Origin of the sequence: Sphingopyxis sp. LC363 (assembly GCF_000756385.1) — a bacterium.
In the GTDB taxonomy this organism is placed as follows: domain Bacteria; phylum Pseudomonadota; class Alphaproteobacteria; order Sphingomonadales; family Sphingomonadaceae; genus Sphingopyxis.
In genome coordinates, this window is record NZ_JNFC01000043.1 from 1 (window position 1) to 22206 (window position 22206).

Sequence of the window (22206 nt, forward strand, 5' to 3'; positions counted from 1 at the left end):
TTCGCCGGGATGACGAGGAGTGTCGCGCAGCGATGGGGAGGGGGACCGCCGCCGCAGGCGGTGGTGGAGGGGCCGCGACGGTGCGCCATAGCCCCTCCGTCAGCGCTTCGCGCTGCCACCTCCCCATGCCTGCGGCACAGGGAGGATCCAACGGCAACTAACGGTCGTTTCCGGACATTCGCCATCCTTTCAGCTCCCGACAAGAGAGGGGTAAGGATGACTCGAAAAGACGACTTTCCTACATTACCCAGCTGTGCCAGCCTGAAAGCTGGCTCTTTGAACCGTCGATCATCGCCCGCAAGCGACTGTATCGCGCGCCGGTCCTAAAGCGACCAAGGCGACAGTTTCGGCGCGTTCATCCGTATATTTTGTGGCTTTAGCCGCCGAGCTGGACCGTCCCGCCCTTGATCCAGCCCCAGCGGCACGGGCCCTGATATTCGCGCGCGTTGGGGACCGACTTGCCGACGCCGCACATGTCGGGGTCGGTACCGGGCGCGGCGAAGACGACGCCGAACCAGGCGTCGTTTTCCGCGGCTTCGCACAGCGACACATTCGCGCCGCCGGCGAGCTTCGCCTTGACCGCGCGCGTCTCGTTCGGCGCCCAATAGACGTCGGTGCCGCCCGTCTTGACGCGGCTGATGCTCGAACAGGCGGGCAGGCTCGGTCCCTCGGTGCCGATCATCACCGCGCGCGTCGCGATGGGTTCGCCCGCGACAACGGGGGCGTTATCGGCGGGCGGAGCGGGCTGGCTGCACGCGGCGAGCGAGGCGGCGAGGAGCAGGGCGAGGGGAGAAGCGAGGCCTTGTTTCATGCCCCTGAAACTAGCCGCCGCGGCGTCCCCGCGCAACGCTCGTCGCCCAAGGCCCGAGAGCCGCATTTTCGCTTGGGTTTTCGGGTCCGCGACCCTATATAATCGTTATGACGGACACCCCAGAAAATACGGCGCCGGTCGCGCCCGCCAATCAGCCCAACAGCAACGCCTATGGCGCCGATTCGATCAAGGTATTGAAGGGCCTCGACGCGGTCCGCAAGCGCCCGGGCATGTATATCGGCGACACCGACGACGGCTCGGGCCTGCATCATATGGTGTTCGAGGTTTCGGACAATGCGATCGACGAGGCGCTCGCGGGGCATTGCGACCTCGTGCTGATCACGCTCAATAGCGACGGCTCGGTCAGCGTCGAGGACAATGGCCGCGGCATCCCGACCGGCATCCACGCCGAGGAAGGCATTTCGGCGGCCGAGGTCATCATGACCCAGCTCCACGCGGGCGGGAAGTTCGAGAATACGAGCGACGACAATGCCTATAAGGTGTCGGGCGGTCTGCACGGCGTCGGCGTTTCGGTCGTCAACGCGCTCAGCGAATGGCTCGAACTCACGATCTGGCGCGACGGCGAAGAGCATTGGATGCGCTTCGAACATGGCGATTCGGTCGCGCCGCTCAAGGTCACCGGTCCTGCCCCCGCGGGCAAGAAAGGGACGCGCGTCACCTTCTGCGCCTCGACCGAAACCTTCAAAAATGTCACCGAATTCGATTTCGAAAAGCTCGAGCATCGCTATCGCGAGCTCGCTTTCCTGAACTCGGGCGTGCGCATCAAGCTCGTCGATGCGCGCCACGCCGAGCATGAAACGCACGACCTTTTCTATGAGGGCGGGATCGCGGCGTTCGTCCAATATCTCGACCGCAACAAGAATGCGCTGCTCCCCGATCCGATCGCGATCAGCAGCGAACGCGACGGCATCGGCATCGACGTCGCGCTCGAGTGGAACGACAGCTATTATGAAAATGTCCTCTGCTTCACCAACAACATCCCGCAGCGCGACGGCGGCACGCATCTCGCGGCATTCCGCGCCGCGCTGACGCGCACGCTCAATGGCTATGGCGAAAAGTCGGGGATGCTGAAGAAGGAGAAGGTCTCGCTGACCGGCGAGGACATGCGCGAAGGCCTGACCGCGATCGTTTCGGTCAAGCTGCCCGATCCGAAGTTCAGCTCGCAGACCAAGGACAAGCTCGTGTCGTCCGAAGTCCGCCAGCCGCTCGAAAGCCTGATGGCCGACCGGATGACCGAATGGCTCGAGGAAAATCCCGCGCATGCCAAGGCGGTGATCCAGAAGGTCATCGACGCCGCCGCGGCGCGCGAAGCCGCGAAAAAGGCGCGCGAGCTGACGCGGCGCAAGGGCGCGATGGACATTGCGAGCCTGCCCGGCAAGCTCGCCGACTGCCAGGAACGCGACCCCTCGAAATGCGAACTCTTCCTCGTCGAGGGTGACTCGGCGGGCGGATCGGCGAAGCAGGGCCGCGACCGCCATGTGCAGGCGATCCTGCCGCTGAAGGGCAAGATTTTGAACGTCGAGCGCGCGCGCTTCGACCGCATCATCTCGTCGAAGGAAGTCGGGACATTGATCCAGGCGCTCGGCACCGGGATTCGCGACGAGTTCAACCTCGAAAAACTGCGCTATCACAAGATCGTGATCATGACCGACGCCGACGTCGACGGCGCGCATATCCGCACGCTTTTGCTCACCTTCTTCTATCGCCAGATGCCCGAGATCATCGAGAACGGCCATCTCTACATCGCCCAGCCGCCGCTCTACAAGGTCGCGAAGGGGCGGAGCGAGGTCTATCTCAAGGACGACACCGCGCTCGAAAATTATCTCGTCGACGCGGGGATCGATGCGCTGCTGCTCGAAACCGCGGGCGGCGCGCGCTCGGGCGCCGATCTCCGCTCGCTGATCGATCACGGCCGGCGGCTGCGCGCGCTGATGCGTTATGTGCCGCGTACCCTCAATCACGGGCTGGTCGAGGCGCTCGCGCTGACCGGCGCGCTCGATCCCGATCTCGACACCGCGGGCCGCCACAGCGCCGCCGCGACCGCTGCGACCTGGCTCAATGCCGCCGAGCGCGCGCTGACGGGCGGGGCCGAAGCGGTGTGGACCGTCGAAGCGGTCGAGGGTGGCGGCTATACGCTCGAGCGCCGCTGGCGCGGGGTCAGCGATCATCATGCGATCGACGCGGGTTTCCTCGCCAGCCAGGAAGCGCGCCGGATGCACAAGCTCGCCGCCGAACAGGCCGACACCTATGCCCGCCCCGGCCGGCTGGTGAAGGCGAGTGGCGCGGCGGCCGATGTCGAAACCGAGATTGCCGACGGCGAAGAGGGCGATGTCCCCGCCGCGACGAACGCGAAGGCCAATCCGGTCACGCGCCCGTCCGAACTGCTCGAGGCGATCTTTGCGCACAGCCGCAAGGGGCTCGCCATCAGCCGCTACAAGGGGCTGGGCGAGATGAATGCCGAACAGCTTTGGGAAACGACGCTCGATCCCGCCAACCGTTCGCTTCTGCGTGTCGAGGCCGAACAAGCCGATGTCGCGCATGAAATCTTCGAACGGCTGATGGGCGACGAGGTCGAACCGCGGCGCGACTTCATTCAGACGAACGCGCTTTCGGTGGCGAATCTCGACGTCTGATTTCGGTTTGGTTCTTAAAAACGGGCCGAAACGCACTTTCGAACGCAAAATCTGTTCAGTTTAACGCGCGGCGGCTTGTTTCGGCAGGCCGCCGCTGCTTTTGGCGCTTCACCGAAAAGGGAGGATGCCATGCGGGCTCTTGCGACCATGGTCATGCCGCTGATGCTCGTTGCGTCGGCCGCTGCACAGGACAGTGACGCCGCCGCCATACCCGCCGTCGCCGCCGGCGCGATTCCCCTTGCCGACGCCGCCGACGTGGAAACCGAAATCGACGGTGGCATGGCGAGCTATTATGGCAACGAACTCGCCGGCAACCGCACCGCGAACGGCGAACGCTTCGACCCCGGCCAGCTGACCGCGGCGCACCGCACATTGCCCTTCGGCAGCAAGGTGCGCGTCACCAACATGTCGACCGGCGATAGCGTGATCGTCCGCATCAACGACCGCGGTCCCTTTACCCACGGCCGCGTGATCGACGTCAGCCAAGCCGCGGCGCGCGAGATCGGCATGCACCGCAGCGGCACCGCGCGGGTCAAGCTGGCGCTGCTCGCTGACGACTGAGGGTTAGTCGAACACCGACCATCCCGCCGCATAGGCGAAATGTTCGAGCGCGACGGCGCCGGCCAAGGAGGTTCCCGCCTCGCCCAGCGCGGGCGACCAGACCGCGATCGATCCCTGACCCGGCGCGATACAGAGGATGCCGCCGCCGACGCCGCTCTTGCCGGGAAGGCCGACGCGGAAGGCGAATTCGCCGCTATTGTCGTAATGGCCGCACAGCATCATGATCGCGTTGATCCGCCGTGCGCGGTGCGGTTCGACGAGCTGCTCGCCGGTCAGCGGGTCGCGCCCCTCCATCGCGAGGAACAGCCCGGCGCGCGCGAGCTGGCGGCACGACATGGCGATCGCGCATTGGCGGAAATAGACGCCGACCACCGTCTCGACCGGATGCGTCAGATTGCCGAAGGCGTCCATGAAATGCGCGAGGCTGCGGTTGCGTGCGCCGGTTTCGGATTCGGACGATGCGACGTCGAAGTCGATTGCGACGCTGTCGTCTCCCGCCCGCGCACGCATGAAATCGACGATCTCATCGATGGTCGCATCGCCGCTGCGCCCGTCGATCAGCCGGTCGGTGGTCGCGAGCGCGCCCGCGTTGATCAGTGGGTTGCGCGGGATGCCCTGTTCGTTTTCGAGCTGGACGATCGAGTTGAACGCGCTGCCCGACGGCTCGCGTCCGACGCTGTCCCAGAGCGAACTGCCGACGCGGCGGAGCGCGAGCGCCAATGTGAAGACCTTCGACACCGACTGGATCGAGAAGGGCTCGTCGGCGTCGCCCGAGCTGTGGACAGTCCCATCGGGGAGGGCGAGCGCGAAGCCGAGCTTGTTCGGATCGACGTTGGCGAGCGCGGGGATATAGTCGGCGACGCGCCCTTTTCCGAGCTGCGCGGCGGCTAGCTTCATCGCTTCGTCGATATGGTGGCGGAGGTCGTCGGTCATCGCGCCGCTTTATCATCTTGCCGCATATCGGCGAGTATTTTCATTTTTGTGAAAATATTCTATGAATGAGAAATCAAATAGCGACTCGGGAGACACGACATGGCCGATCAACCGCGACCCAAGGGGCTTGCGAGCGCCGTCTGCTACAAGGATGCGAAGGCGGCGTTCCGCTGGCTGGAGGACGCGTTCGGGTTCGAGCCGGCCTTCGTGCTGCTCGACGATCAGGGCAATCTCGCGCACAGCGAGATGGAATATGGAAATTCGTCGATCATGATCGGCAATGAATGGTCCGATGACCATCGCAGCCCCGCGAATCTCGGCGGCAAGAACACCCAGACGGTGCACGTCCAGCTGGGCCAAGGCGACGATATCGACGCGCATTGCGAAAAGGCGCGCGCGGCGGGGGCGGACATCATCGCCGAACCGGAAACGCAATTCTATGGCGACCGCACCTACCGCGCGAAGGATCCCGAGGGGCATATCTGGACCTTTGGCGTCACGGTCGAGGAGAAGAGCGCCGCCGAGTGGGACGCGGCGGGCGGCTTCACGACCAAGACGCGGCTCGACGATTGAGCGCGGCGCTCGACCGGATGCTGGGCGCGCTCGCCGATCCCACGCGGCGGCGCGCGATCGCACTGCTCGGCGAACGGCCGCGCAGCGCGGGCGAACTGGCGGGCGAACTCGGCCTCGCGCCGCCCGCGATGAGCCGGCATTTGCGCGCGCTGAAGGAAGGCGGGCTGGTTGAGGACGGGCATCCCACCTTCGACGCGCGTGTGCGCATCTATCGATTGAAGGACGGCGCGACGACCGAGCTCAAGCAATGGCTCGCCGAGACCGAGGCGCTGTGGTCGCACCAGCTCGCGGCGTTCAAGGCGCATGTCGAGGGCGGTCCATGAGCGGGGCGGCGGTGATCGTCGCGCTGCGCGTCGCGGCGACTCCGCAAGCGGCGTTCACGGCTTTTACGCGCGACATCGGCAAATGGTGGCGGAGCCATCCTTTGTTCCAGCTGTCGCGGCAGGGCGACGGCGCGCTGCGCTTCGATCCGGCGGGGCCGGACGGACGGCTCGTCACGCGCTTCGACGATGGCGAAGAATGGGAAATCGGCGCGGTCCGCCACTGGCTGCCGGGCGAACGGCTGGCATTCGCCTGGCGCCTGCCGAGTTTCCGCGACGATCAGGCGACCGAGGTCGATGTGCGCTTCGAGGCGGTCGGCGCCGAGACGCGCGTGACCGTCGAGCATCGCGGCTGGGAGACGATCCCGCAAAGCCACGTCGCGCGGCACGGGTTCGAGCTGATGCTGTTCCAGCGGCGGCTGGGGGAATATTGGCGCGAACTGTTGAAGGGGATGCGCCAGCGGCTTTGAGCGGAGGCGGGCGCGGAAGCGCCGTCTCCTTCGCTGGTCGCCCTCAGCGCTTTCCTATTTTACCTGCGACCCTATATCCTGCCCGACCCCATGGAATATAATCGCTCTCGCGCCCGCGTCCTCCTTTTGACCGCCGCCCTCGGCCCGCTCGATTATCGCGTCCCGCAGGGAAGCGAGGCGCCGCTCGGCAGCGTCGTCGTCGCGCCGCTCGGGCCGCGGCGGATAGGCGGCGTGGTGTGGGAGGATGAGAGTTTCGGCGCGCCCGAGCCGGTCGGCGACAATCGCCTGCGCAATCTATACGAGATCGTGCCTGTGCCACCGATCGCGGCACCGCTCCGCCGCCTGATCGAATGGACGAGCGATTATTATCTCAGCCCCCCGGGCGCGGTGCTGCGCATGGTGCTGCCCGGCGCCGCCTTCGCCGACGCGCGCCGCCCGATCGTCGAATATCGCGCGACCGGCGAGCTGCCCGCGCGGATGACGCCGCAACGCACCGTCGCACTCGAAAAGATCGGCAGCCGGCAAGGGCTGGTGCGCGAACTCGCGGCGCTCGCCGAGGTGAGCGAAGCGGTGATCCGCGGGCTGGTCAATACCGGCGCGCTTGAAGCCGTCGCGGTGTCGGCCGACGCGCCCTATCCCGAACCCGATCCCGGCTTCGCGCCGCCCGACCTTTCGGACGAGCAGACCGCTGCCGCAGGGCAGCTTCGCGACGCGGTCGCCGCCGCGAAGTTCGAAACGCTGCTGCTCGACGGGGTCACCGGGTCGGGCAAGACCGAAGTCTATATGGAGGCGATCGCCGCCGCGATCGATGCGGGCAGGCAGGCGCTGGTCCTCCTCCCCGAAATCGCGCTCACCGAACCGATGCTGACGCGCTTCGCCGCGCGCTTCGGCTGCGAGCCCGTCGCATGGCACAGCGGGCTGCGATCGACCGAGCGCCGCCGCGCGTGGCACAGCATCGCGGCGGGCGAGGCGAAGATCGTCGTCGGCGCGCGCTCGGCGCTGTTCCTCCCTTACGCCAATCTCGGCGTGATCGTCGTCGACGAAGCGCATGAAACGAGCTTCAAACAGGAGGACGGCGTCCATTATCACGCGCGCGACGTCGCGGTGATGCGCGGACATTTCGAGGGGCTGCCGGTGGTGCTCGCGAGCGCGACCCCCGCACTCGAAAGCCTCGCGATGGTCGAGGCCGGGCGCTACCGCCACATCAAGCTCCCCGCGCGCTTCGGCGGCGCGACCTTGCCCGACCTTTCGGCGATCGACATGCGGCAGGACCCGCCCGACCGCGGCCGCTGGCTCGCCCCGCCGCTCGTCGGCGCGCTCGCCGACCGGCTTCAAAAGGGCGAACAGAGCCTGCTCTTTCTGAACCGCCGCGGCTTCGCGCCGCTGACGCTCTGCCGCACCTGCGGCCACCGCATCCAGTGCCCGAACTGCACCGCGTGGATGGTCGAGCACCGGCTCGTCCACCGCCTCGCCTGCCACCATTGCGGCCATGTCATGCCGCCGCCGCGGCTCTGCCCCGAATGCGAGGATGAGGACAGCCTCGTCGCCTGCGGCCCCGGCGTCGAGCGCGTCGCCGACGAGGTCGCGCTGCGCTTCCCCGAAGCCAGAACCGCCATCGTCACCAGCGACACCTTGTGGTCGCCCGCGAAGGCGGCCGAGTTCGTCGACAATGTCGAGGGCGGGCTGGTCGACATCATCATCGGTACCCAGCTCGTCACCAAGGGCTATCATTTCCCGAACCTGACGCTCGTCGGCGTCGTCGACGCCGACCTCGGGCTCGACGGCGGCGATTTGCGTGCGTCGGAGCGCACCTTTCAGCAGATCGCGCAGGTCGCGGGGCGCGCGGGGCGCGGGGTGAAGCCCGGCGAAGTGCTGATCCAGACGCGCGTGCCCGACGCGCCCGTCATGGCGGCGCTTGTCGCGAACGACCGCGACGGCTTTTATTCGGCTGAGGCCGCGGCGCGCAAATTCGCCGGCGCGCCGCCCTATGGCCGCTTCGCCGCGCTCGTCATTTCGTCCGAAGACGTCGAGGTCGCGCGCGGCGTCGCCAAACGGCTGGGCGACAAGGCGCCCGTCGCCGAGGGACTCGCCATCTATGGTCCCGCCCCCGCGCCGCTCGCGATGCTGCGCGGCCGCCACCGGTTCCGCCTGCTGCTCCACGCGCCGCGCAGTTTCGACCTGCAGGGGACGATCCGCGACTGGGTGGGCCGCATCGACTGGCCCGCCAAGGCGCGACTCGCGATCGACATCGATCCCTATAGTTTCGTCTGATCGCCGCTATTTACATAGCCTCTGCGCCGCGCCAAAACCCCTGTCGGGGATCATAAAAAGTCCGGGGGGACGGGATTATGCGGAAAGCGACAATCGCCGCGGCGCTGATCGCAGCCATGATGGCCACGGGCGCAGAGGCCAAGTGGCTGCGCGCCGACACCGACAATTTCATCATCTACAGCGAAGGCAGCGAACGATCGCTGCACAGCTTTGCGGAAGATCTGCAGCGTTTCGATGCCACTTTACGCCTGCGACTCCGGGTGGCGGGCGGGAAAGAGCCCAACCGGCTAACCATCTATCTGGTGCCCCGCGCGGCAGACGCGGGGAGACTGGCAACGGGCAAGTCCGGATCGTCGATTGCGGGATTTTACAGCGCCGACCTCGACGGCAGCTATGCCGTTTCAAATCGCGAGATCGTCAAGTTCAAAGGCACGTCCGCGTCGCAGCAAACGCTGTTCCACGAATATACGCATCACTTCATGAAACGCTATTTCGGCGCCGCCTTTCCCGCCTGGTTCATCGAGGGGTTCGCCGAATTCTACTCGACCGCCGATTTCACGAGCAAGGGTCACTATCAGGTCGGCCGTCCCGCCTATTTCCGTGCACACGGGCTGGTCAACATGCCCCGCATCCCGGTGGAGGATCTGCTGCTGAAGCAACCGCGCGAAATGCGCTCTTCCGGCCAGATGGACGTCTATTACGGCCGCGCCTGGCTCCTTACCCACATGCTATATTATGACCCCGACCGCGCCGGGCAGCTCACCGCTTATATCGAAGCGATCAATCGCGGCGAAGAAGGCGAAAAAGCGGCGGTCGCGGCCTTCGGCGACCTTGCCGTGCTCGATCGCGATCTCCAGCGCTATCTCGGGCGGTCGCTCACTTACATGACATCGGCCGCCCCCATCCCGGTTCCCGGAACGATCACGGTAACGCCGCTACCTCATGCCGAGGATGCGTTGGTGCAGTGGCAGCTCGAGCGGCGGAGCGCACGCGATAGCGAACGGTTGGCAGAGGTGCGTGACGGCTTGAAGGCGCTTACCGCCGAATATGGCAACAGCGCCAACGTCTGGTATGAACTGGCCCGCGCCGAATGGGATCTGGGCGACGAGAAGCGCGAGGCCGCGGCGGCGCGGGCCGCAGTCGTCAAGGCGCTGGCGATCGAGCCGAAACATGTCCGCGCCAATATATTATTGGGCGAAATGCTGATCCACGACTTGGGCAAGAAAGACGATCCCTCGACCGAGGATTGGGCCGCGGCGCGAAAGCCGATCATATTGGCGAACCGCACCGATCCCGACGATCCTGTGCCGCTCTACGCCTATCATGAAAGCTTCCTGCAGCAAGGAATCATGCCGCCGAAGATTGCGGTCACCGGGCTCGAGCGCGCCTTTGCGCTCGGCCCCGAAAGTGCCAGCGCGCGCATCGCCTATGCCTTTGCCCTTGCCCGGAACGGCGATTTCGAACGAGCGGCCCGCCTTGCAAAGGTGGTGGCGTTTGATCCGCACGACGGGGGACAGGGCGAACAGATTCTGGCGCAGATCGAAACGATGCGCAAAAGGAGCGACGATGCCGAAAAGGGCACCGCCGACCTGTCCGCGACGACCGGCGCCAAAGTTCAATAATCGGGTTCGGCGCCGCCCAGCACTTGCGTGGCCTGCGCCGCGAGCCACGCCATCGCCGCCGCCCAGGGCTGGTGCCCGTGGCTGATCCGCGCAACGCCGAGCGCGGCGAGTTCCTTGTGCGTCGGCCCGCCCTTGCCGCGCAGGATGTTGACCGGCAGCGGCGACGCGTCGCAGATCGCGCCGATATATTTGGGATCGAGCAGGAAGGGCACGAACAGCGAGCCCGCCCCCGCATCGGCATAGGCGCGCGCGCGTTCGAGCGTCGCGGCGACGAGCGCGTCGCCGTCCTTCGCCGCATCGGCGCCGCGAAACGTGTCGCAGCGCGCGTTGACGAAGATGCCGGTGTCCGCCGCCGCGCGGTAGCGCGCCACCGCTTCGGCGACGGGAAGCAGATCGTCAGCCCCGGGCAGCCGGTCCTCCATATTGATTCCCGCCGCGCCCGCCGCTTTCGCGCGGCCGACCGAGACGCCGACCGCCGACGGATCGGCGCCATAGCCCGATTCCATGTCGATCGTGACCGGCAAGTCGGTGACCGCGAGGATGCGGCCCAGATTTTCGAACACATCCTCGATCGGGAAATCCTCGCCGTCGGCGCGGCCCTGCGCGCCCGCGACGCCGAAGCTGCCCGTCGCGATCGCCTTCGCGCCGGCGCCCGCCACCGCCTTCGCACTCCCCGCATCCCAGATGTTGACGAGGATCAGCGGGTCGCCGGGGACGTGCAGTGCGCGAAATTCAGCAATCTTGTCGGTCATGGGAAACTCCGTCATTGTCGATACCGCGTGAGTCAGACGATCCGGGCGGCGGGCATGGGGCCGAAAACCTGATCATAGCCATTTTTCGTATCCATATATTCGCGAATACGCCGGACCCGCCCGCCCTGCATTTCAAAAATGAAAACATAGTCGAGCGCATAGTCGCGCCCGTTGGCAAGCGTGGCGCTCTGGCGCTGCTCGAACACGACACGCTCGTCCTCGGCGGTGAGCGAAATCGGCGCGATCCGCATCCCGCCGCTGAAAAGCCGCGGATAATCATCGAGGATGAATCGCACGATCGCATCGGCGCCGACCATATGATCGCTCACGCCGAGCGCGACCGCCGTGGCATTGCGCGCCGGCGCGCGCCATTCGGCGTCGTCGGTCAGGACGGCGCGAATCCGTTCGGCGTCGCGCGTGGCGAACGCGCGCCAGACGGCGAGTGCGGCCTCCTTGCTGTCCATGGCCGCCTCCGTCAAAATTCGTCGAGGCGCGGCTGCCCGGACGCGCCCTCGCGCCTGAGCAGTTCGTCCTTGATCGGCAGGCCATAGGCATAGCCGCCCAATGACCCGTCGCTGCGCACGACGCGGTGGCACGGGATCAGCACCGCCACATTGTTGGCGCCGTTGGCACTGCCTGCCGCGCGGACTGCTGCTGGCTTGCCGACCGCGGCGGCGATGTCCGAATAGCTGCGCGTCTCGCCCGCCGGAATCTTCCTGAGCTCGCGCCACACCGCTTCCTGAAAGGCGGTGCCCTTCACGTCGATCGGGATATGGTCGAAGCCGTTCACCGGCGCCTCGACCGCGTCGACGACCTGCCTCAGCAGCGCGGCAAAGTCATCGCCGCCCTCGACCAGATCGGCGGCGGGAAAACGCTCCTCCAATGCCTCGCGTCCTTCGGCGAAGCTCAAACGGCACACGCCCTTGTCGGTCGCGGCGACGAGCATGTCGCCGAGGCTGGTCGGCACCACCGCCCAGTGGATCGTCGCGCCCTTGCCGCCGTTCACCCACGCCGAAGCCGTCATACCCATGCGTCCCTCCATATTCTCGTAGAAACGCGACGGCCCCGAAAAGCCCGCGTCGTAGATCGCGTCGGTCACCCTTGTGCCCTCGCTCAGCGCGGCGCGCGCGCGTTCCTCGCGCAGTGCGCGGGCATAGGCGGCGGGCGACAGGCCGGTGTGGCGGGTGAAGACGCGCTGGAAATGCGTCGGCGAATAGCCGGTGCGCGCGGCGAGATCGGCGAGCGCGAGCGGTTCCTCGCTTTGCTTGATCGCGGCGATCGCCTTGATCACCGCGCTTTCGTCGCGCGCGACATCGTCGGGCAGGCAGCGCTTGCAGGGGCGCAGCCCCGCCCTGCGCGCCGCGGCGCCGTCGGCGAAGAAACGCACATTTTCGCGGTTCGGATGCCGCGCGGCGCAGCTCGGCCGGCAATAGATGCCGGTGGTGAGCACGCCGGTAACGAAGCGTCCGTCGAACGCCTTGTCGCGCGCCTCCACCGCCTGCCAGCGCTCGTCGTCGGTCATCGGGTCGCGGCTCATTTCTCGCTCCTTTGGGACTCGTCCCTTTCGATCCGCGCGGCGAAGCAACCGTGCGCGGCATTATGGGCATCGATATAGGAAATGCCCGCATCGGCGAACAGGTCGCGGATCGCGGCATCGGCCTCGCCCGGTCCTGCGAGCCGCGCGGTTTGCAGCATCCCCTCGGCATCGAAGGCGCGCAGCGCGAGCGGGCGTCCCTCGAACACCGGCGGGATTGCGTCGCGATAGCGCGCCGCCACGACGCCCGAACGGACATAGATGGCATAGGCGCTGCGATAGGGCGTCGCGACATCGTGGCTGGTGTGATGGAGCAGGATCAGCGTCTCGCCCGCCTTCGCATCCTCGAGGCTGATCCGGCACGGAAAACCGCGGTCGGCGGTCGCTTTCACACGCCGCGCGTTGATCGCGGCGAGACCGGCGTCGTCGAGCGCAAACAAGGGCGCAAAGCGATCGGGGCAAAGCCCCTCGATCAGATAGGTCATCGAAAACATCCTTTCTCGGCTGTCGGAGAAGGAATGCCACAGCGCGCTCCGCACCGCGTCCCGATGCTTGCGTTCAAAGCGTGCGGCTCTATTTTGCGCGCCATGACCCGCCTGCTCATCCTGCTGCTCGCCCTCTTCGCCCTCACGCTTCCGGTCCGCGCCGCCGACGATATCAGCGCCGCGTCGCGCAGCGTCGTGCGCGTCGTCACCGTCGCGATGATGGACGGCGAGGTCGTCGGTTTCGGTCACGGCAGCGGCATCGCGATCTCGCCGACGCGCATCGTCACCAACGCGCATGTCGTCGAATCGGCGGCGCGCTATCCGGGCAATGTCGCGCTCGGCGTCGTCCCGTCGGAGGGGCAGAAAAGCTATGCCGGCAAGCTGATCGCGATCGACACCGCGCGCGACCTCGCGCTCGTCGAGATCACCGAGGGGCGGCTGCCCGCCGCCGCCATCTACACCGGACCGCTCGAATCGGGCGCCGACGTCGTCGCGCTGGGCTATCCGGGCAATGTCGACCTTGCGACCGCGCGCAGCGCCAACGACTATATCACCCCGCGCATCCCGACGCGCAGCGAGGGCAATATGTCGAATCTGCAGTCGGTCGACGGCGTCGCGATGCTGATCCACACCGCCAAAATCTCGCGCGGCAATTCGGGCGGGCCGCTCGTCGACCAGTGCGGGCGCATCGCGGGCATCAACACCGCGATCACGCGCGCCGACGATGGCGATTCGCCCTTCGCCTTCGCCATTTCGGGACGCGAGCTGATGCGCTTCCTCGCCGATGCGGACCAGCAATATACCAGCGTCGGCACCCCCTGCCTGTCGATGGCCGAGGCCGACGCGCGGAATCGCGCCGCGATCGACGCCGAAGCGCGCGCCGATGCCGAGGCCAATGCCGCGAAAAATGCCGCCGCGAAGCTCGACCGCGAACTCAAACAGGCGCGCGCCGAGGACGACGCGCTCGCGGCGCGCGAGAATCGCATCGCGCTCGCGGGGGTGTTGTTCGTGATCGGCGCGCTCGCGGCGGGCGCCGGGCTGATGTTCTACGGCCAGAAGAATAAGCGCAACGCGAAGATCGCGGGGGGAGCCGGCGCCGCGCTGATCCTGATCGCGGCGGTGCTGTTCGCGACGCGTCCCGACGCGCATGCCGAGATCGCCGAGGAAGCGGCGAAGACGCCCGCCACCGAAACGCCGAAGCTCGCGCAGGGCAGCCTGCTCTGCACGATCCGCTCCGACCGCAGCCGCATCACCGTGTCGGCGACGACCGATGTGCCGATCAGCATCGGCAAGGGCGGCTGCGTCAACGGCCGCACCCAATATACGAAGGGACCCGACGACCGCTGGCAGCGCATCCTCGTCCCCAATGAGGAAGCGACCGTCACCGTCGCGTCGATCGATCCGGCGGGGCGCGACTATCGCGTCGAACGCTATCTGCTCGACGCCGAGACGATGGCGAAGGCGCGCGACACGCGCGCGGGCGTCACGCTCAAGGGCTGCACGGCCGACCCCGACGCGCTCGCGGGGCTCGCCGCGCAGCAGGACGCGATCCGCAGCGCGCTTCCCGGCACCCCCAACGAACGGCTCGTCTATCGCTGTCAGAAGGCGAACGGTGCGGCGGCGGCCGATGCAGCACCTTGACGTGACCAGTTAAAAGACCTATTAACAGGTCATGGGGAAGCCGCTTCTCGCCGACTTCGGCATCAGCATTTCGGAACTCAAGAAAAATCCTTCGGCCGCCATTCGCGCCGCCGATGGCGCGCCCGTCGCGATCCTCAACCGCAACACGCCCGAAGCCTATCTGGTCCCCGCCGAGGCGTGGGAAGCGATCCTCGACGCGCTCGATGACATGCGACTGGCCGAAATCGTGCGCGAGCGCGAAGGGCAGGAAGAAATCGAGGTCTCGATTGATGACCTATAGGCTGACCTTCCTTCGCGATGCAGAGAAGGAATGGAAAAAGCTCGACAAGACAGTCCAGACGCAATTTGCGAAAAAGCTGCGCGAACGGCTGGGCAATCCGCGCGTACCGTCGGCGCGACTGCACGACATGCCCGATTGCTACAAGATCAAGCTTCGTAAGTTCGGATACCGGTTGGTTTATCGCGTCTTCGATGACCGCATCGTGGTGCAGGTCGTCGCGGTCGGCAAACGCGAGCGCAATGAAGCCTATCCGGCCGCGGCGCGCCGTATCTAGGGTCAGGACCCTAGGGTCGGGCCGCTATATTGCCGTTGATCCAACCGACAAGGATCGCCTGCGCCGCCACAGTATAGGCCAGTTCATGCCCGACGCCCGCGACCAGCACCACCGTCGCATCGGGCCGCGCGCGTTTGAGTCGCTCCAGGTTGGCCGGTGTTACCAGCGTGTCGGCGTCGCCGTGCATCAGAAAGACGGGCGCGCGCACGCACGCGAGCTTCGCCGCATTGTCGAACCGGTCGCGGACCAGCGCGCGCGGCACGACGGGCATCGTCTCTGCCACGACATCGGGCAGGCTGGACAGGCCCGACACCAGCACCAGCGCCGCGACATCGTTCCGCAGCGCGATTTCGGTTGCAGGGCCCGACCCGATCGAATTGCCGACCACGACGACCTCCGCCGGATCGACGCCCGCCGCCGCCAGCCAGCGCATCGCCGCCGCGCCATCGCGATAGAGGCCTGCTTCGCTGGGCGAGCCGGGGTTGCCGCCATAGCCGCGATATTCGACGAGCATCAGCCCGTACCCCGCCGCCGCGGGTCCGCGCACCGCCTGAAGCGCGCCCGACAGATTGTCGCCGTTGCCGTGGAAGAAGAGGATCGTCGTCTTGCCTTCGTCCGCCGGGCGATAAAAAGCCGCCAGACGCAGGCCGTCGTCGGTCTGCGTGCGGACGATCCGGAACCCCGGCGGCGGCGCGGCCGGATAATCGGCGGGCGCGGGAAAGATCATCCGCCGCTGTTGCGTATAGAGCAGCGCCGCCGCAACAATCAGCAGCACGGCGGCGAAAACGATCAGATTGGCCGCAAGTTTCATGCGCTAGGGCAGGTTCAGGGCATCGCGAATATGCTGCGCAGCGTCGCCCGGTGCGGTGACGCCGGTGTCGACCGTAACGGCGGCGGGAAGCGGCGGGTAGGCGAAGGCGCCCTCCGCCTCCAGTTCGCGCAGCTGCGCCAGCGACGACAATTTGCCGCTCGCCCGCCGCGATGCGGCCTCGATCCGCGCCTCGACGACTTCGGCCGCGCAGGTCAGCGCGACGAAATCGACGCCGCCGCCCGCGGCCTCGACCAGCGCGACCACGCGCTCCGGAAAATCGGGCGCGACGCTCGCCTCGGGGTGGAAGGTGAAGATCAGCGACCGCCGCTCGGCGGCGGCGGCGCGAAACACGTCGATCCACATCGCCTCGCGCAGTTCGACAAAGGCCGGGCTGCCGAACGGAAACACCGCGAGCAATGCGTCGACGACGAGGTGATTGTGGAACAGCGGCAGTCCAGTAAGCGCCGCCAGCTCGCGCGCGACGGTCAGCTTTCCCGACGCCGCGGGGCCGTGGATGAAGACCAGCTTCATCCCGCGCACGCCCGGAACAGCATCAGCGTGCGTTCGCGCGCCAGCTCGCTCGACGGTTCGTGATAATCCTTGCGGCGGTCGCTATTGAAGCCGTGCCCCGCTTCATAGACGAAGATTTGCGCGGTCGGATGATCTTTCGCGGTCAGCGCCTCGACGCCCGCCATGGGGATGCCGTCGTCGAAGCGGCCGAAATGGGCGATGGCGGCGCACGCGGGCGCCTCGTCCTTGAACATGGTGGGCACCAGGCCGCCATAATAGGCCGACGCCGCCGCGAGGTCGGGGCTGATCTGCCCCATCCGCCACGCCACCGACCCGCCATAGCAATAGCCGGTAATGAAGACCGGACCTTTGCCCTTCAGCGCGTCGATGCACGTCTGCGCATCCTTCAGGCTCTGCTCGAACGGATGCAGTTTGCGCGCGAGTTCGACCGCGCGCTCGAACTGCGGTCCCGAATAGTCGCTCTCGAACCCCGGATGCTCGCGGTCGAACAGCGCGGGCGAGAGCACTTCATAGCCGTCGGCGGCATATTCGTCGCACAGCTCGCGGATATGATCGGTGACCCCGAAAATCTCCTGCACCAGCACCAGCCCGCCGCGGCGTTCGCCCACCGGCTGCGCGTGATAGACCGCGATTTCGGCGCCGTCGTCCATCGTCATCCGGATCATCTCGCCCATCGATTTCCCTCTCGTCCGTTCGTGCTGAGCCCGTCGAAGCACCGTTCTTCTTTCCTTCAACCTTTGAAGGAAGGGCGGCCCTTCGACAAGCTCAGGGCGAACGGCAGAGGGATGGCAGTTTGAGTCCCCAACCCCCGCCTTGCATTGCGGCACAATCGTTGCTACGCGCGCCCCGACTTTGCAGCGGGGGCATTTCCGGATGCCGGGCAAATCCGCGCAGCCATCCCCCTCGGGATCGAAGAAAAGGACTTTCGCGCGTGGAGAATTCCGGCGGCATTCAGGGCAACATCACGGCGGGCCTCGCGGGCCGCTATGCCAGCGCGCTGTTCGAACTGGCGCGCGAATCGAACACCATCGACGCCGTCCAGAAGAGCCTCGGCACCCTCAAGACGGGCGTGACCGAATCGGCCGACCTTGCGAACCTGATCGCGAGCCCCGTCGTCGGCCGCGCCGACGCCGCCAATGCCATCGCCGCGGTCGCCAAGTCGCTGAAGCTCGATTCGCTGACCGCCAAATTCCTCGGCGTGCTCGCCGAGAACCGCCGCCTCGCCGACCTGCCCAAGATGATCGACGCGTTCGACGCGATCGTCGCCGACCACCGCGGCGAAGTGACCGCACAGGTCACCAGCGCGCACCCGCTTTCGGCCGCGCAGCTCAAAGAGCTGACCGCGAACCTCAAATCCCGTGTCGGACGCGACGTCACCGTCGCGGCGACCGTCGATCCCGCCATCCTCGGCGGCCTCGTCGTCCAGCTGGGCAGCCAGCTGATCGACGGCAGCATCCGTACCCGTCTCAACAGTTTCGCCCAGGCGATGAAGGGCTGAACGCCCCCTACGCCAAAACGCCCGATGAAAGGCTGAATAATGGAAATCCGCGCCGCTGAAATCAGCAAGGTCATCAAGGACCAGATCGCCAATTTCGGGACCGATGCCACGGTCAGCGAAATCGGTTCGGTGCTCTCGGTCGGCGACGGCATCGCCCGCGTCCACGGCCTCGACAATGTCCAGGCCGGTGAAATGGTCGAATTCGCCAACGGCGTGAAGGGCATGGCGCTCAACCTCGAGGCCGACAATGTCGGCATCGTGATCTTCGGCTCGGACTCGGAGATCAAGGAAGGCGACACCGTCAAGCGCACCGGCACGATCGTCGACGTTCCCGTCGGCAAGGGCCTGCTCGGCCGCGTCGTCGATGGCCTCGGCAACCCGATCGACGGCAAGGGCCCGATCAAGGCCGACAAGCGCATGCGCGTCGAAGTCAAGGCGCCGGGCATCATCCCGCGCACCTCGGTCCACGAACCCGTCCAGACCGGCCTCAAGGCGCTCGACGCGCTCGTCCCCGTCGGCCGCGGCCAGCGCGAGCTGATCATCGGCGACCGCCAGACCGGCAAGACCGCCGTCGCGATCGACACCTTCATCAACCAGAAGCAGGTCAACGCCGGCGACGATGAGTCAAAGAAGCTGTACTGCATCTATGTCGCGGTCGGTCAAAAGCGCTCGACCGTCGCGCAGATCGTGCGCCAGCTCGAAGAAAATGGCGCGATGGAATATTCGATCGTCGTCGCCGCGACCGCGTCGGAACCCGCGCCGCTCCAGTATCTCGCACCCTATGCCGGCGTGACGATGGGCGAATTTTTCCGCGACAACGGCATGCACGCCGTGATCGTCTATGACGACCTTTCGAAGCAGGCCGTCGCCTATCGTCAGATGTCGCTGCTGCTCCGCCGCCCGCCGGGCCGCGAAGCCTATCCCGGCGACGTTTTCTATCTCCACAGCCGCCTGCTCGAGCGCGCCGCGAAGATGAACAGCGACAATGGCGCAGGCTCGCTCACCGCGCTGCCGATCATCGAAACGCAGGCGGGCGACGTGTCGGCGTACATTCCGACCAACGTGATTTCGATTACCGACGGCCAGATCTTCCTCGAAACCAACCTGTTCAACGCGGGTATCCGCCCCGCGATCAACGTCGGCCTGTCGGTGAGCCGCGTCGGCTCGGCCGCGCAGACCAAGGCGATGAAGAAGGTGTCGGGCTCGATCAAGCTCGAGCTCGCCCAGTATCGCGAAATGGAGGCCTTCGCCCAGTTCGGTTCGGACCTCGACGCGTCGACGCAGAAGCTGCTCAACCGCGGCGCGCGCCTGACGCAGCTGCTGAAGCAGCCGCAGTTCCAGCCGATGCCGTTCGAGGAGCAGACCGCGTCGATCTTCGCGGGCACCAACGGCTATCTCGACAATGTCGCGACGACCGACGTGTCGCGTTACGAACAGGCGATGCTCGCCTATCTGCGCAGCGATCACGCCGATGTGCTGAAGGCGATCCGCGACACCAAGGATCTGGGCGACGACACGAAGAAGGCGCTGGTCGCCGCGCTCGACGCCTTCGCCAAGATTTTCGCGTAACCATTCACGTCGTCGTCCCGGCGAAAGCCGGGATCTCGACGATGAGGCCCCGGCCTTCGCCGGGATGACGAACAAAGGGTAAAGACGGGACTTATGGCCAGTCTGAAGGAACTAAAAGGGCGGATCGTCTCGGTCAAATCGACCCAGAAGATCACCAAGGCCAAGAAGATGGTCGCCGCCGCGAAGCTGCGCAAGGCGCAGGCGGCCGCCGAAGCCGCGCGTCCTTACGCCGAGCGTCTCGAAGGCGTCGTCGCGAGCCTCGCGTCGAAGGTCGGCGCGTCGGATTCGGCGCCGAAGCTGCTTTCGGGCACGGGCAAGAGCGACACGCACCTGCTCGTCGTGCTCAACAGCGACCGCGGCCTTGCGGGCGCGTTCAACTCGAACATCGTCAAGGCCGCGCGCGACAAGGCGCTCGAACTGCAATCGCAAGGCAAGAAGGTCCTCTTCTTCCTCGTCGGCCGCAAGGGCCGCCCGGTGATCGCTCGCCTGTTCCAGGGCCAGATCGTCGAGCAGTATGAAACGACCGGCATCCGCGACATCGGCTTCGACCAGGCGCACGACATCTCGGCGAAGGTCATGGAGATGTACGAAGCCGGCGCGTTCGACGTCGCGCATCTCTTCTATTCGAAGTTCCGCTCGGCGCTGCTCCAGATCGCGACCGGGCAGCAGATGATCCCCGTTCCGCCGCCCGCCGATGTCCCGGCGTCGAGCGGCGCCGCGGTCGAATATGAGCCCGACGAGGAAGCGATCCTCGCCGACCTCCTGCCGCGCAACGTCACGATCCAGATCTTCAAGGGCCTCCTTGAAAACGCCGCCTCCGAACAGGGCGCGTCGATGACCGCGATGGACAATGCGACGCGCAATGCGGGCGAGCTGATCAACAAGCTGACCATCGTTTACAACCGCACGCGTCAGGCGGCGATCACCACCGAACTCATCGAAATCATTGCAGGCGCGGAAGCGCTCTAAGCTATCCAAGCAAGGAAGAAAGTAATGGCTACCGCTCCCGAGAAGAAGGCTCCCGCCAAGAAGGCCGCCGCGCCCAAGGCTGCTGCGCCGAAGAAGGCTGCCGCTCCCAAGGCCGCCGCAACCGCCGGCACCGCAACGGGCCGCGTCGCGCAGGTCATCGGCGCCGTCGTCGACGTCCAGTTCACCGGCCCGCTGCCCGCGATTCTGAACGCGCTCGAAACCGACAACAACGGCAACCGCCTCGTCCTCGAAGTCGCGCAGCACCTCGGCGAAAACACCGTCCGCACGATCGCGATGGACGCGACCGACGGCCTGACCCGCGGCCAGCCCGTCACCGACACCGGCGCGCAGATCTCGGTCCCCGTCGGTCCGCAGACGCTGGGCCGCATCCTCAACGTCATCGGCGACCCGATCGACGAACGCGGCCCGGTCAATGCCGGCATGTCGGCGCCGATCCACGCCAAGGCTCCCGAATTCGTCGACCAGTCGACCGAAGCCGCGATCCTCGTCACCGGCATCAAGGTCATCGATCTCATCGCGCCCTATGCCAAGGGCGGCAAGATCGGCCTGTTCGGCGGCGCCGGCGTCGGCAAGACCGTGCTGATTCAGGAACTGATCAACAACATCGCCAAGGGTCATGGCGGCGTCAGCGTGTTCGCGGGCGTCGGTGAACGCACCCGCGAAGGCAACGATCTTTATCACGAATTCCTCGACGCCGGCGTCATCGCCAAGGACGCCGACGGCAACCCGACCCCCGACGGGTCGAAGGTGGCGCTGGTGTTCGGCCAGATGAACGAACCCCCGGGCGCCCGCGCGCGCGTTGCGCTCTCGGGCCTCACCATGGCCGAATATTTCCGCGACCAGGAAGGGCAGGACGTGCTCTTCTTCGTCGACAACATCTTCCGCTTCACCCAGGCGGGTTCGGAAGTGTCGGCGCTGCTCGGCCGTATTCCCTCGGCGGTGGGTTACCAGCCGACGCTGTCGACCGACATGGGCGCGCTGCAGGAACGCATCACCTCGACCACCAAGGGCTCGATCACCTCGGTGCAGGCCATTTACGTCCCCGCGGACGATTTGACCGACCCGGCGCCCGCCACCTCGTTCGCTCACTTGGACGCGACGACGACGCTGAGCCGCGCGATTTCGGAACTCGGCATCTATCCCGCGGTCGACCCGCTCGACTCGACCTCGCGCGTGCTGACCGCCGCCACGGTCGGGCAGGAGCATTATGAGACCGCGCGCCGCGTTCAGGAAACGCTGCAGAAGTACAAGTCGCTGCAGGACATCATCGCGATCCTCGGCATGGACGAGCTGTCGGAAGAAGATAAGCTGGTCGTCGCCCGCGCGCGCAAGATCCAGCGCTTCCTGTCGCAGCCGTTCCACGTCGCCGAAGTCTTCACCGGCATCCCCGGCAAGTTCGTCGCGATCGAAGACACGGTGAAGTCGTTCAAGGCCGTCGTCGATGGCGAGTACGACCATCTGCCCGAAGCGGCCTTCTACATGGTCGGCGGCATCGATGAAGCGGTCGCCAAGGCCGCGAAGCTCGCCGAAGACGCGTAATCGAGTTCCCCTCCCGCTTGCGGGAGGGACGCCTTAAAACTCCCCTCCCGCAAGCGGGAGGGGCTGGGGGAGGGCCTGTCGAGGGAC

General features: G+C 66.3%; 23 protein-coding genes. 14 read left to right on the top strand and 9 right to left on the bottom strand.

Going from position 1 to position 22206, the window contains the following annotated elements; translation table 11 throughout:
• Positions 1-376 precede the first annotated feature (376 nt).
• Positions 377-811: a hypothetical protein gene (locus tag FG95_RS14880; protein ID WP_037556882.1), complete on the bottom strand. Its 435-nt coding sequence runs from the start codon at positions 809-811 to the stop codon at positions 377-379.
• A gap of 107 nt (positions 812-918) precedes the next feature.
• Between FG95_RS14880 and gyrB the strand changes: the two genes are divergently transcribed.
• Positions 919-3465 carry a DNA topoisomerase (ATP-hydrolyzing) subunit B gene (gyrB, locus tag FG95_RS14885; protein ID WP_037556883.1) on the top strand — a complete coding sequence of 849 codons (2547 nt, stop codon included), beginning with the start codon at positions 919-921 and terminating at the stop codon, positions 3463-3465.
• Between the two features lie 129 nt (positions 3466-3594).
• Complete coding sequence (locus FG95_RS14890; protein ID WP_037556884.1) at positions 3595-4026, top strand: septal ring lytic transglycosylase RlpA family protein; 432 nt, start codon at positions 3595-3597, stop codon at positions 4024-4026.
• A gap of 3 nt (positions 4027-4029) precedes the next feature.
• Here FG95_RS14890 and FG95_RS14895 read toward each other — a convergent pair whose 3' ends face one another.
• Positions 4030-4959, bottom strand: a complete 930-nt coding sequence (locus FG95_RS14895) for a glutaminase (RefSeq protein ID WP_037556885.1) — start codon at positions 4957-4959, stop codon at positions 4030-4032.
• A 99-nt stretch (positions 4960-5058) separates the two neighbouring features.
• Between FG95_RS14895 and FG95_RS14900 the strand changes: the two genes are divergently transcribed.
• From FG95_RS14900 to FG95_RS14920, 5 genes are all read left to right on the top strand, one after another.
• Complete coding sequence (locus tag FG95_RS14900) at positions 5059-5532, top strand: VOC family protein (RefSeq protein WP_037556886.1); 474 nt, start codon at positions 5059-5061, stop codon at positions 5530-5532.
• On the top strand, positions 5529-5855 hold the full coding sequence (locus tag FG95_RS14905; RefSeq protein WP_037556887.1) for an ArsR/SmtB family transcription factor: 327 nt from the start codon (positions 5529-5531) through the stop codon (positions 5853-5855). The genes FG95_RS14900 and FG95_RS14905 overlap by 4 nt, the downstream gene beginning before the upstream one ends.
• On the top strand, positions 5852-6322 hold the full coding sequence (locus tag FG95_RS14910; protein ID WP_037556889.1) for an SRPBCC domain-containing protein: 471 nt from the start codon (positions 5852-5854) through the stop codon (positions 6320-6322). Before FG95_RS14905 ends, FG95_RS14910 begins: the two co-directional genes overlap by 4 nt.
• 90 nt (positions 6323-6412) lie before the next feature.
• Complete coding sequence (locus FG95_RS14915) at positions 6413-8593, top strand: primosomal protein N' (RefSeq protein WP_037556890.1); 2181 nt, start codon at positions 6413-6415, stop codon at positions 8591-8593.
• A gap of 77 nt (positions 8594-8670) precedes the next feature.
• Positions 8671-10215, top strand: a complete 1545-nt coding sequence (locus tag FG95_RS14920) for a tetratricopeptide repeat protein (RefSeq protein WP_037556891.1) — start codon at positions 8671-8673, stop codon at positions 10213-10215.
• Here FG95_RS14920 and FG95_RS14925 read toward each other — a convergent pair.
• From FG95_RS14925 to FG95_RS14940, 4 genes are read right to left on the bottom strand one after another with little or no spacing between them, the layout of a single operon-like run.
• Positions 10209-10967: an isocitrate lyase/PEP mutase family protein gene (locus tag FG95_RS14925; protein ID WP_037556892.1), complete on the bottom strand. Its 759-nt coding sequence runs from the start codon at positions 10965-10967 to the stop codon at positions 10209-10211. The genes FG95_RS14920 and FG95_RS14925 overlap by 7 nt on opposite strands.
• Positions 10968-10999: 32 nt before the next feature.
• Complete coding sequence (locus FG95_RS14930) at positions 11000-11431, bottom strand: nuclear transport factor 2 family protein (RefSeq protein WP_037556894.1); 432 nt, start codon at positions 11429-11431, stop codon at positions 11000-11002.
• Between the two features lie 11 nt (positions 11432-11442).
• On the bottom strand, positions 11443-12504 hold the full coding sequence (gene ada, locus FG95_RS14935; RefSeq protein WP_152567667.1) for a bifunctional DNA-binding transcriptional regulator/O6-methylguanine-DNA methyltransferase Ada: 1062 nt from the start codon (positions 12502-12504) through the stop codon (positions 11443-11445).
• Entirely contained in the window at positions 12501-12986 is a 486-nt protein-coding gene (locus FG95_RS14940) for a DUF1203 domain-containing protein (RefSeq protein ID WP_037556907.1), read from the bottom strand. Before FG95_RS14940 ends, ada begins: the two co-directional genes overlap by 4 nt.
• A 102-nt stretch (positions 12987-13088) precedes the next feature.
• On the opposite strand from FG95_RS14940, the gene FG95_RS14945 reads away from it, so the two are divergent.
• From FG95_RS14945 to FG95_RS14955, 3 genes are read left to right on the top strand one after another with little or no spacing between them, the layout of a single operon-like run.
• A complete protein-coding gene (locus FG95_RS14945; RefSeq protein WP_037556908.1) occupies positions 13089-14627 on the top strand; it encodes a S1C family serine protease in 1539 nt (512 codons plus the stop codon).
• A 31-nt stretch (positions 14628-14658) separates the two neighbouring features.
• A complete protein-coding gene (locus FG95_RS14950; RefSeq protein WP_037556896.1) occupies positions 14659-14907 on the top strand; it encodes a type II toxin-antitoxin system Phd/YefM family antitoxin in 249 nt (82 codons plus the stop codon).
• On the top strand, positions 14897-15181 hold the full coding sequence (locus tag FG95_RS14955) for a type II toxin-antitoxin system RelE family toxin (RefSeq protein WP_037556897.1): 285 nt from the start codon (positions 14897-14899) through the stop codon (positions 15179-15181). Before FG95_RS14950 ends, FG95_RS14955 begins: the two co-directional genes overlap by 11 nt.
• Before the next feature lie 10 nt (positions 15182-15191).
• Here the strand turns inward: FG95_RS14955 and FG95_RS14960 are convergent, their stop codons facing one another.
• Genes FG95_RS14960 through FG95_RS14970 form a run of 3 tightly spaced genes read right to left on the bottom strand, consistent with a single transcriptional unit; the run spans position 15192 to position 17197 of the window.
• On the bottom strand, positions 15192-15992 hold the full coding sequence (locus FG95_RS14960) for an alpha/beta hydrolase (protein ID WP_052182406.1): 801 nt from the start codon (positions 15990-15992) through the stop codon (positions 15192-15194).
• A gap of 3 nt (positions 15993-15995) precedes the next feature.
• Positions 15996-16523: an AAA family ATPase gene (locus FG95_RS14965; protein ID WP_037556898.1), complete on the bottom strand. Its 528-nt coding sequence runs from the start codon at positions 16521-16523 to the stop codon at positions 15996-15998.
• The gene (locus FG95_RS14970) at positions 16520-17197 is read right to left on the bottom strand and encodes a dienelactone hydrolase family protein (protein WP_037556899.1); all 678 of its coding nucleotides are present in this window, start codon (positions 17195-17197) and stop codon (positions 16520-16522) included. The genes FG95_RS14965 and FG95_RS14970 overlap by 4 nt, the downstream gene beginning before the upstream one ends.
• A 257-nt stretch (positions 17198-17454) precedes the next feature.
• Between FG95_RS14970 and FG95_RS14975 the strand changes: the two genes are divergently transcribed.
• The 4 genes from FG95_RS14975 (at position 17455) to atpD (ending at position 22119) form a co-directional block, all read left to right on the top strand.
• Positions 17455-18021, top strand: coding sequence for a F0F1 ATP synthase subunit delta (locus FG95_RS14975; RefSeq protein WP_037556900.1), 567 nt, complete (start codon positions 17455-17457; stop codon positions 18019-18021).
• Positions 18022-18060: 39 nt separating this feature from the next.
• Complete coding sequence (atpA, locus tag FG95_RS14980) at positions 18061-19590, top strand: F0F1 ATP synthase subunit alpha (protein ID WP_037556901.1); 1530 nt, start codon at positions 18061-18063, stop codon at positions 19588-19590.
• Between the two features lie 93 nt (positions 19591-19683).
• Positions 19684-20559 (top strand): F0F1 ATP synthase subunit gamma, encoded by an 876-nt coding sequence (locus tag FG95_RS14985; RefSeq protein ID WP_037556903.1) that lies wholly within the window; start codon positions 19684-19686, stop codon positions 20557-20559.
• A gap of 24 nt (positions 20560-20583) precedes the next feature.
• Complete coding sequence (gene atpD / locus FG95_RS14990; RefSeq protein WP_037556904.1) at positions 20584-22119, top strand: F0F1 ATP synthase subunit beta; 1536 nt, start codon at positions 20584-20586, stop codon at positions 22117-22119.
• Positions 22120-22206: the final 87 nt, after the last annotated feature.

What these genes read in the sequence shown, in the direction of transcription:
- FG95_RS14920 (WP_037556891.1), top strand. Translation starts at nt 8,671, where the DNA reads ATGCGGAAAGCGACAATCGCCGCGGCGCTGATCGCAGCCATGATGGCC.
- FG95_RS14940 (WP_037556907.1), bottom strand. Translation starts at nt 12,986, where the DNA reads ATGACCTATCTGATCGAGGGGCTTTGCCCCGATCGCTTTGCGCCCTTG.
- FG95_RS14945 (WP_037556908.1), top strand. Translation starts at nt 13,089, where the DNA reads ATGACCCGCCTGCTCATCCTGCTGCTCGCCCTCTTCGCCCTCACGCTT.
- atpD (WP_037556904.1), top strand. Translation starts at nt 20,584, where the DNA reads ATGGCTACCGCTCCCGAGAAGAAGGCTCCCGCCAAGAAGGCCGCCGCG.
- FG95_RS14880 (WP_037556882.1), bottom strand. Translation starts at nt 811, where the DNA reads ATGAAACAAGGCCTCGCTTCTCCCCTCGCCCTGCTCCTCGCCGCCTCG.
- ada (WP_152567667.1), bottom strand. Translation starts at nt 12,504, where the DNA reads ATGAGCCGCGACCCGATGACCGACGACGAGCGCTGGCAGGCGGTGGAG.
- gyrB (WP_037556883.1), top strand. Translation starts at nt 919, where the DNA reads ATGACGGACACCCCAGAAAATACGGCGCCGGTCGCGCCCGCCAATCAG.
- atpA (WP_037556901.1), top strand. Translation starts at nt 18,061, where the DNA reads ATGGAAATCCGCGCCGCTGAAATCAGCAAGGTCATCAAGGACCAGATC.
- FG95_RS14895 (WP_037556885.1), bottom strand. Translation starts at nt 4,959, where the DNA reads ATGACCGACGACCTCCGCCACCATATCGACGAAGCGATGAAGCTAGCC.
- FG95_RS14900 (WP_037556886.1), top strand. Translation starts at nt 5,059, where the DNA reads ATGGCCGATCAACCGCGACCCAAGGGGCTTGCGAGCGCCGTCTGCTAC.
- FG95_RS14955 (WP_037556897.1), top strand. Translation starts at nt 14,897, where the DNA reads ATGACCTATAGGCTGACCTTCCTTCGCGATGCAGAGAAGGAATGGAAA.
- FG95_RS14890 (WP_037556884.1), top strand. Translation starts at nt 3,595, where the DNA reads ATGCGGGCTCTTGCGACCATGGTCATGCCGCTGATGCTCGTTGCGTCG.
- FG95_RS14915 (WP_037556890.1), top strand. Translation starts at nt 6,413, where the DNA reads ATGGAATATAATCGCTCTCGCGCCCGCGTCCTCCTTTTGACCGCCGCC.
- FG95_RS14965 (WP_037556898.1), bottom strand. Translation starts at nt 16,523, where the DNA reads ATGAAGCTGGTCTTCATCCACGGCCCCGCGGCGTCGGGAAAGCTGACC.
- FG95_RS14930 (WP_037556894.1), bottom strand. Translation starts at nt 11,431, where the DNA reads ATGGACAGCAAGGAGGCCGCACTCGCCGTCTGGCGCGCGTTCGCCACG.
- FG95_RS14985 (WP_037556903.1), top strand. Translation starts at nt 19,684, where the DNA reads ATGGCCAGTCTGAAGGAACTAAAAGGGCGGATCGTCTCGGTCAAATCG.
- FG95_RS14910 (WP_037556889.1), top strand. Translation starts at nt 5,852, where the DNA reads ATGAGCGGGGCGGCGGTGATCGTCGCGCTGCGCGTCGCGGCGACTCCG.
- FG95_RS14950 (WP_037556896.1), top strand. Translation starts at nt 14,659, where the DNA reads ATGGGGAAGCCGCTTCTCGCCGACTTCGGCATCAGCATTTCGGAACTC.
- FG95_RS14925 (WP_037556892.1), bottom strand. Translation starts at nt 10,967, where the DNA reads ATGACCGACAAGATTGCTGAATTTCGCGCACTGCACGTCCCCGGCGAC.
- FG95_RS14970 (WP_037556899.1), bottom strand. Translation starts at nt 17,197, where the DNA reads ATGGGCGAGATGATCCGGATGACGATGGACGACGGCGCCGAAATCGCG.
- FG95_RS14960 (WP_052182406.1), bottom strand. Translation starts at nt 15,992, where the DNA reads ATGAAACTTGCGGCCAATCTGATCGTTTTCGCCGCCGTGCTGCTGATT.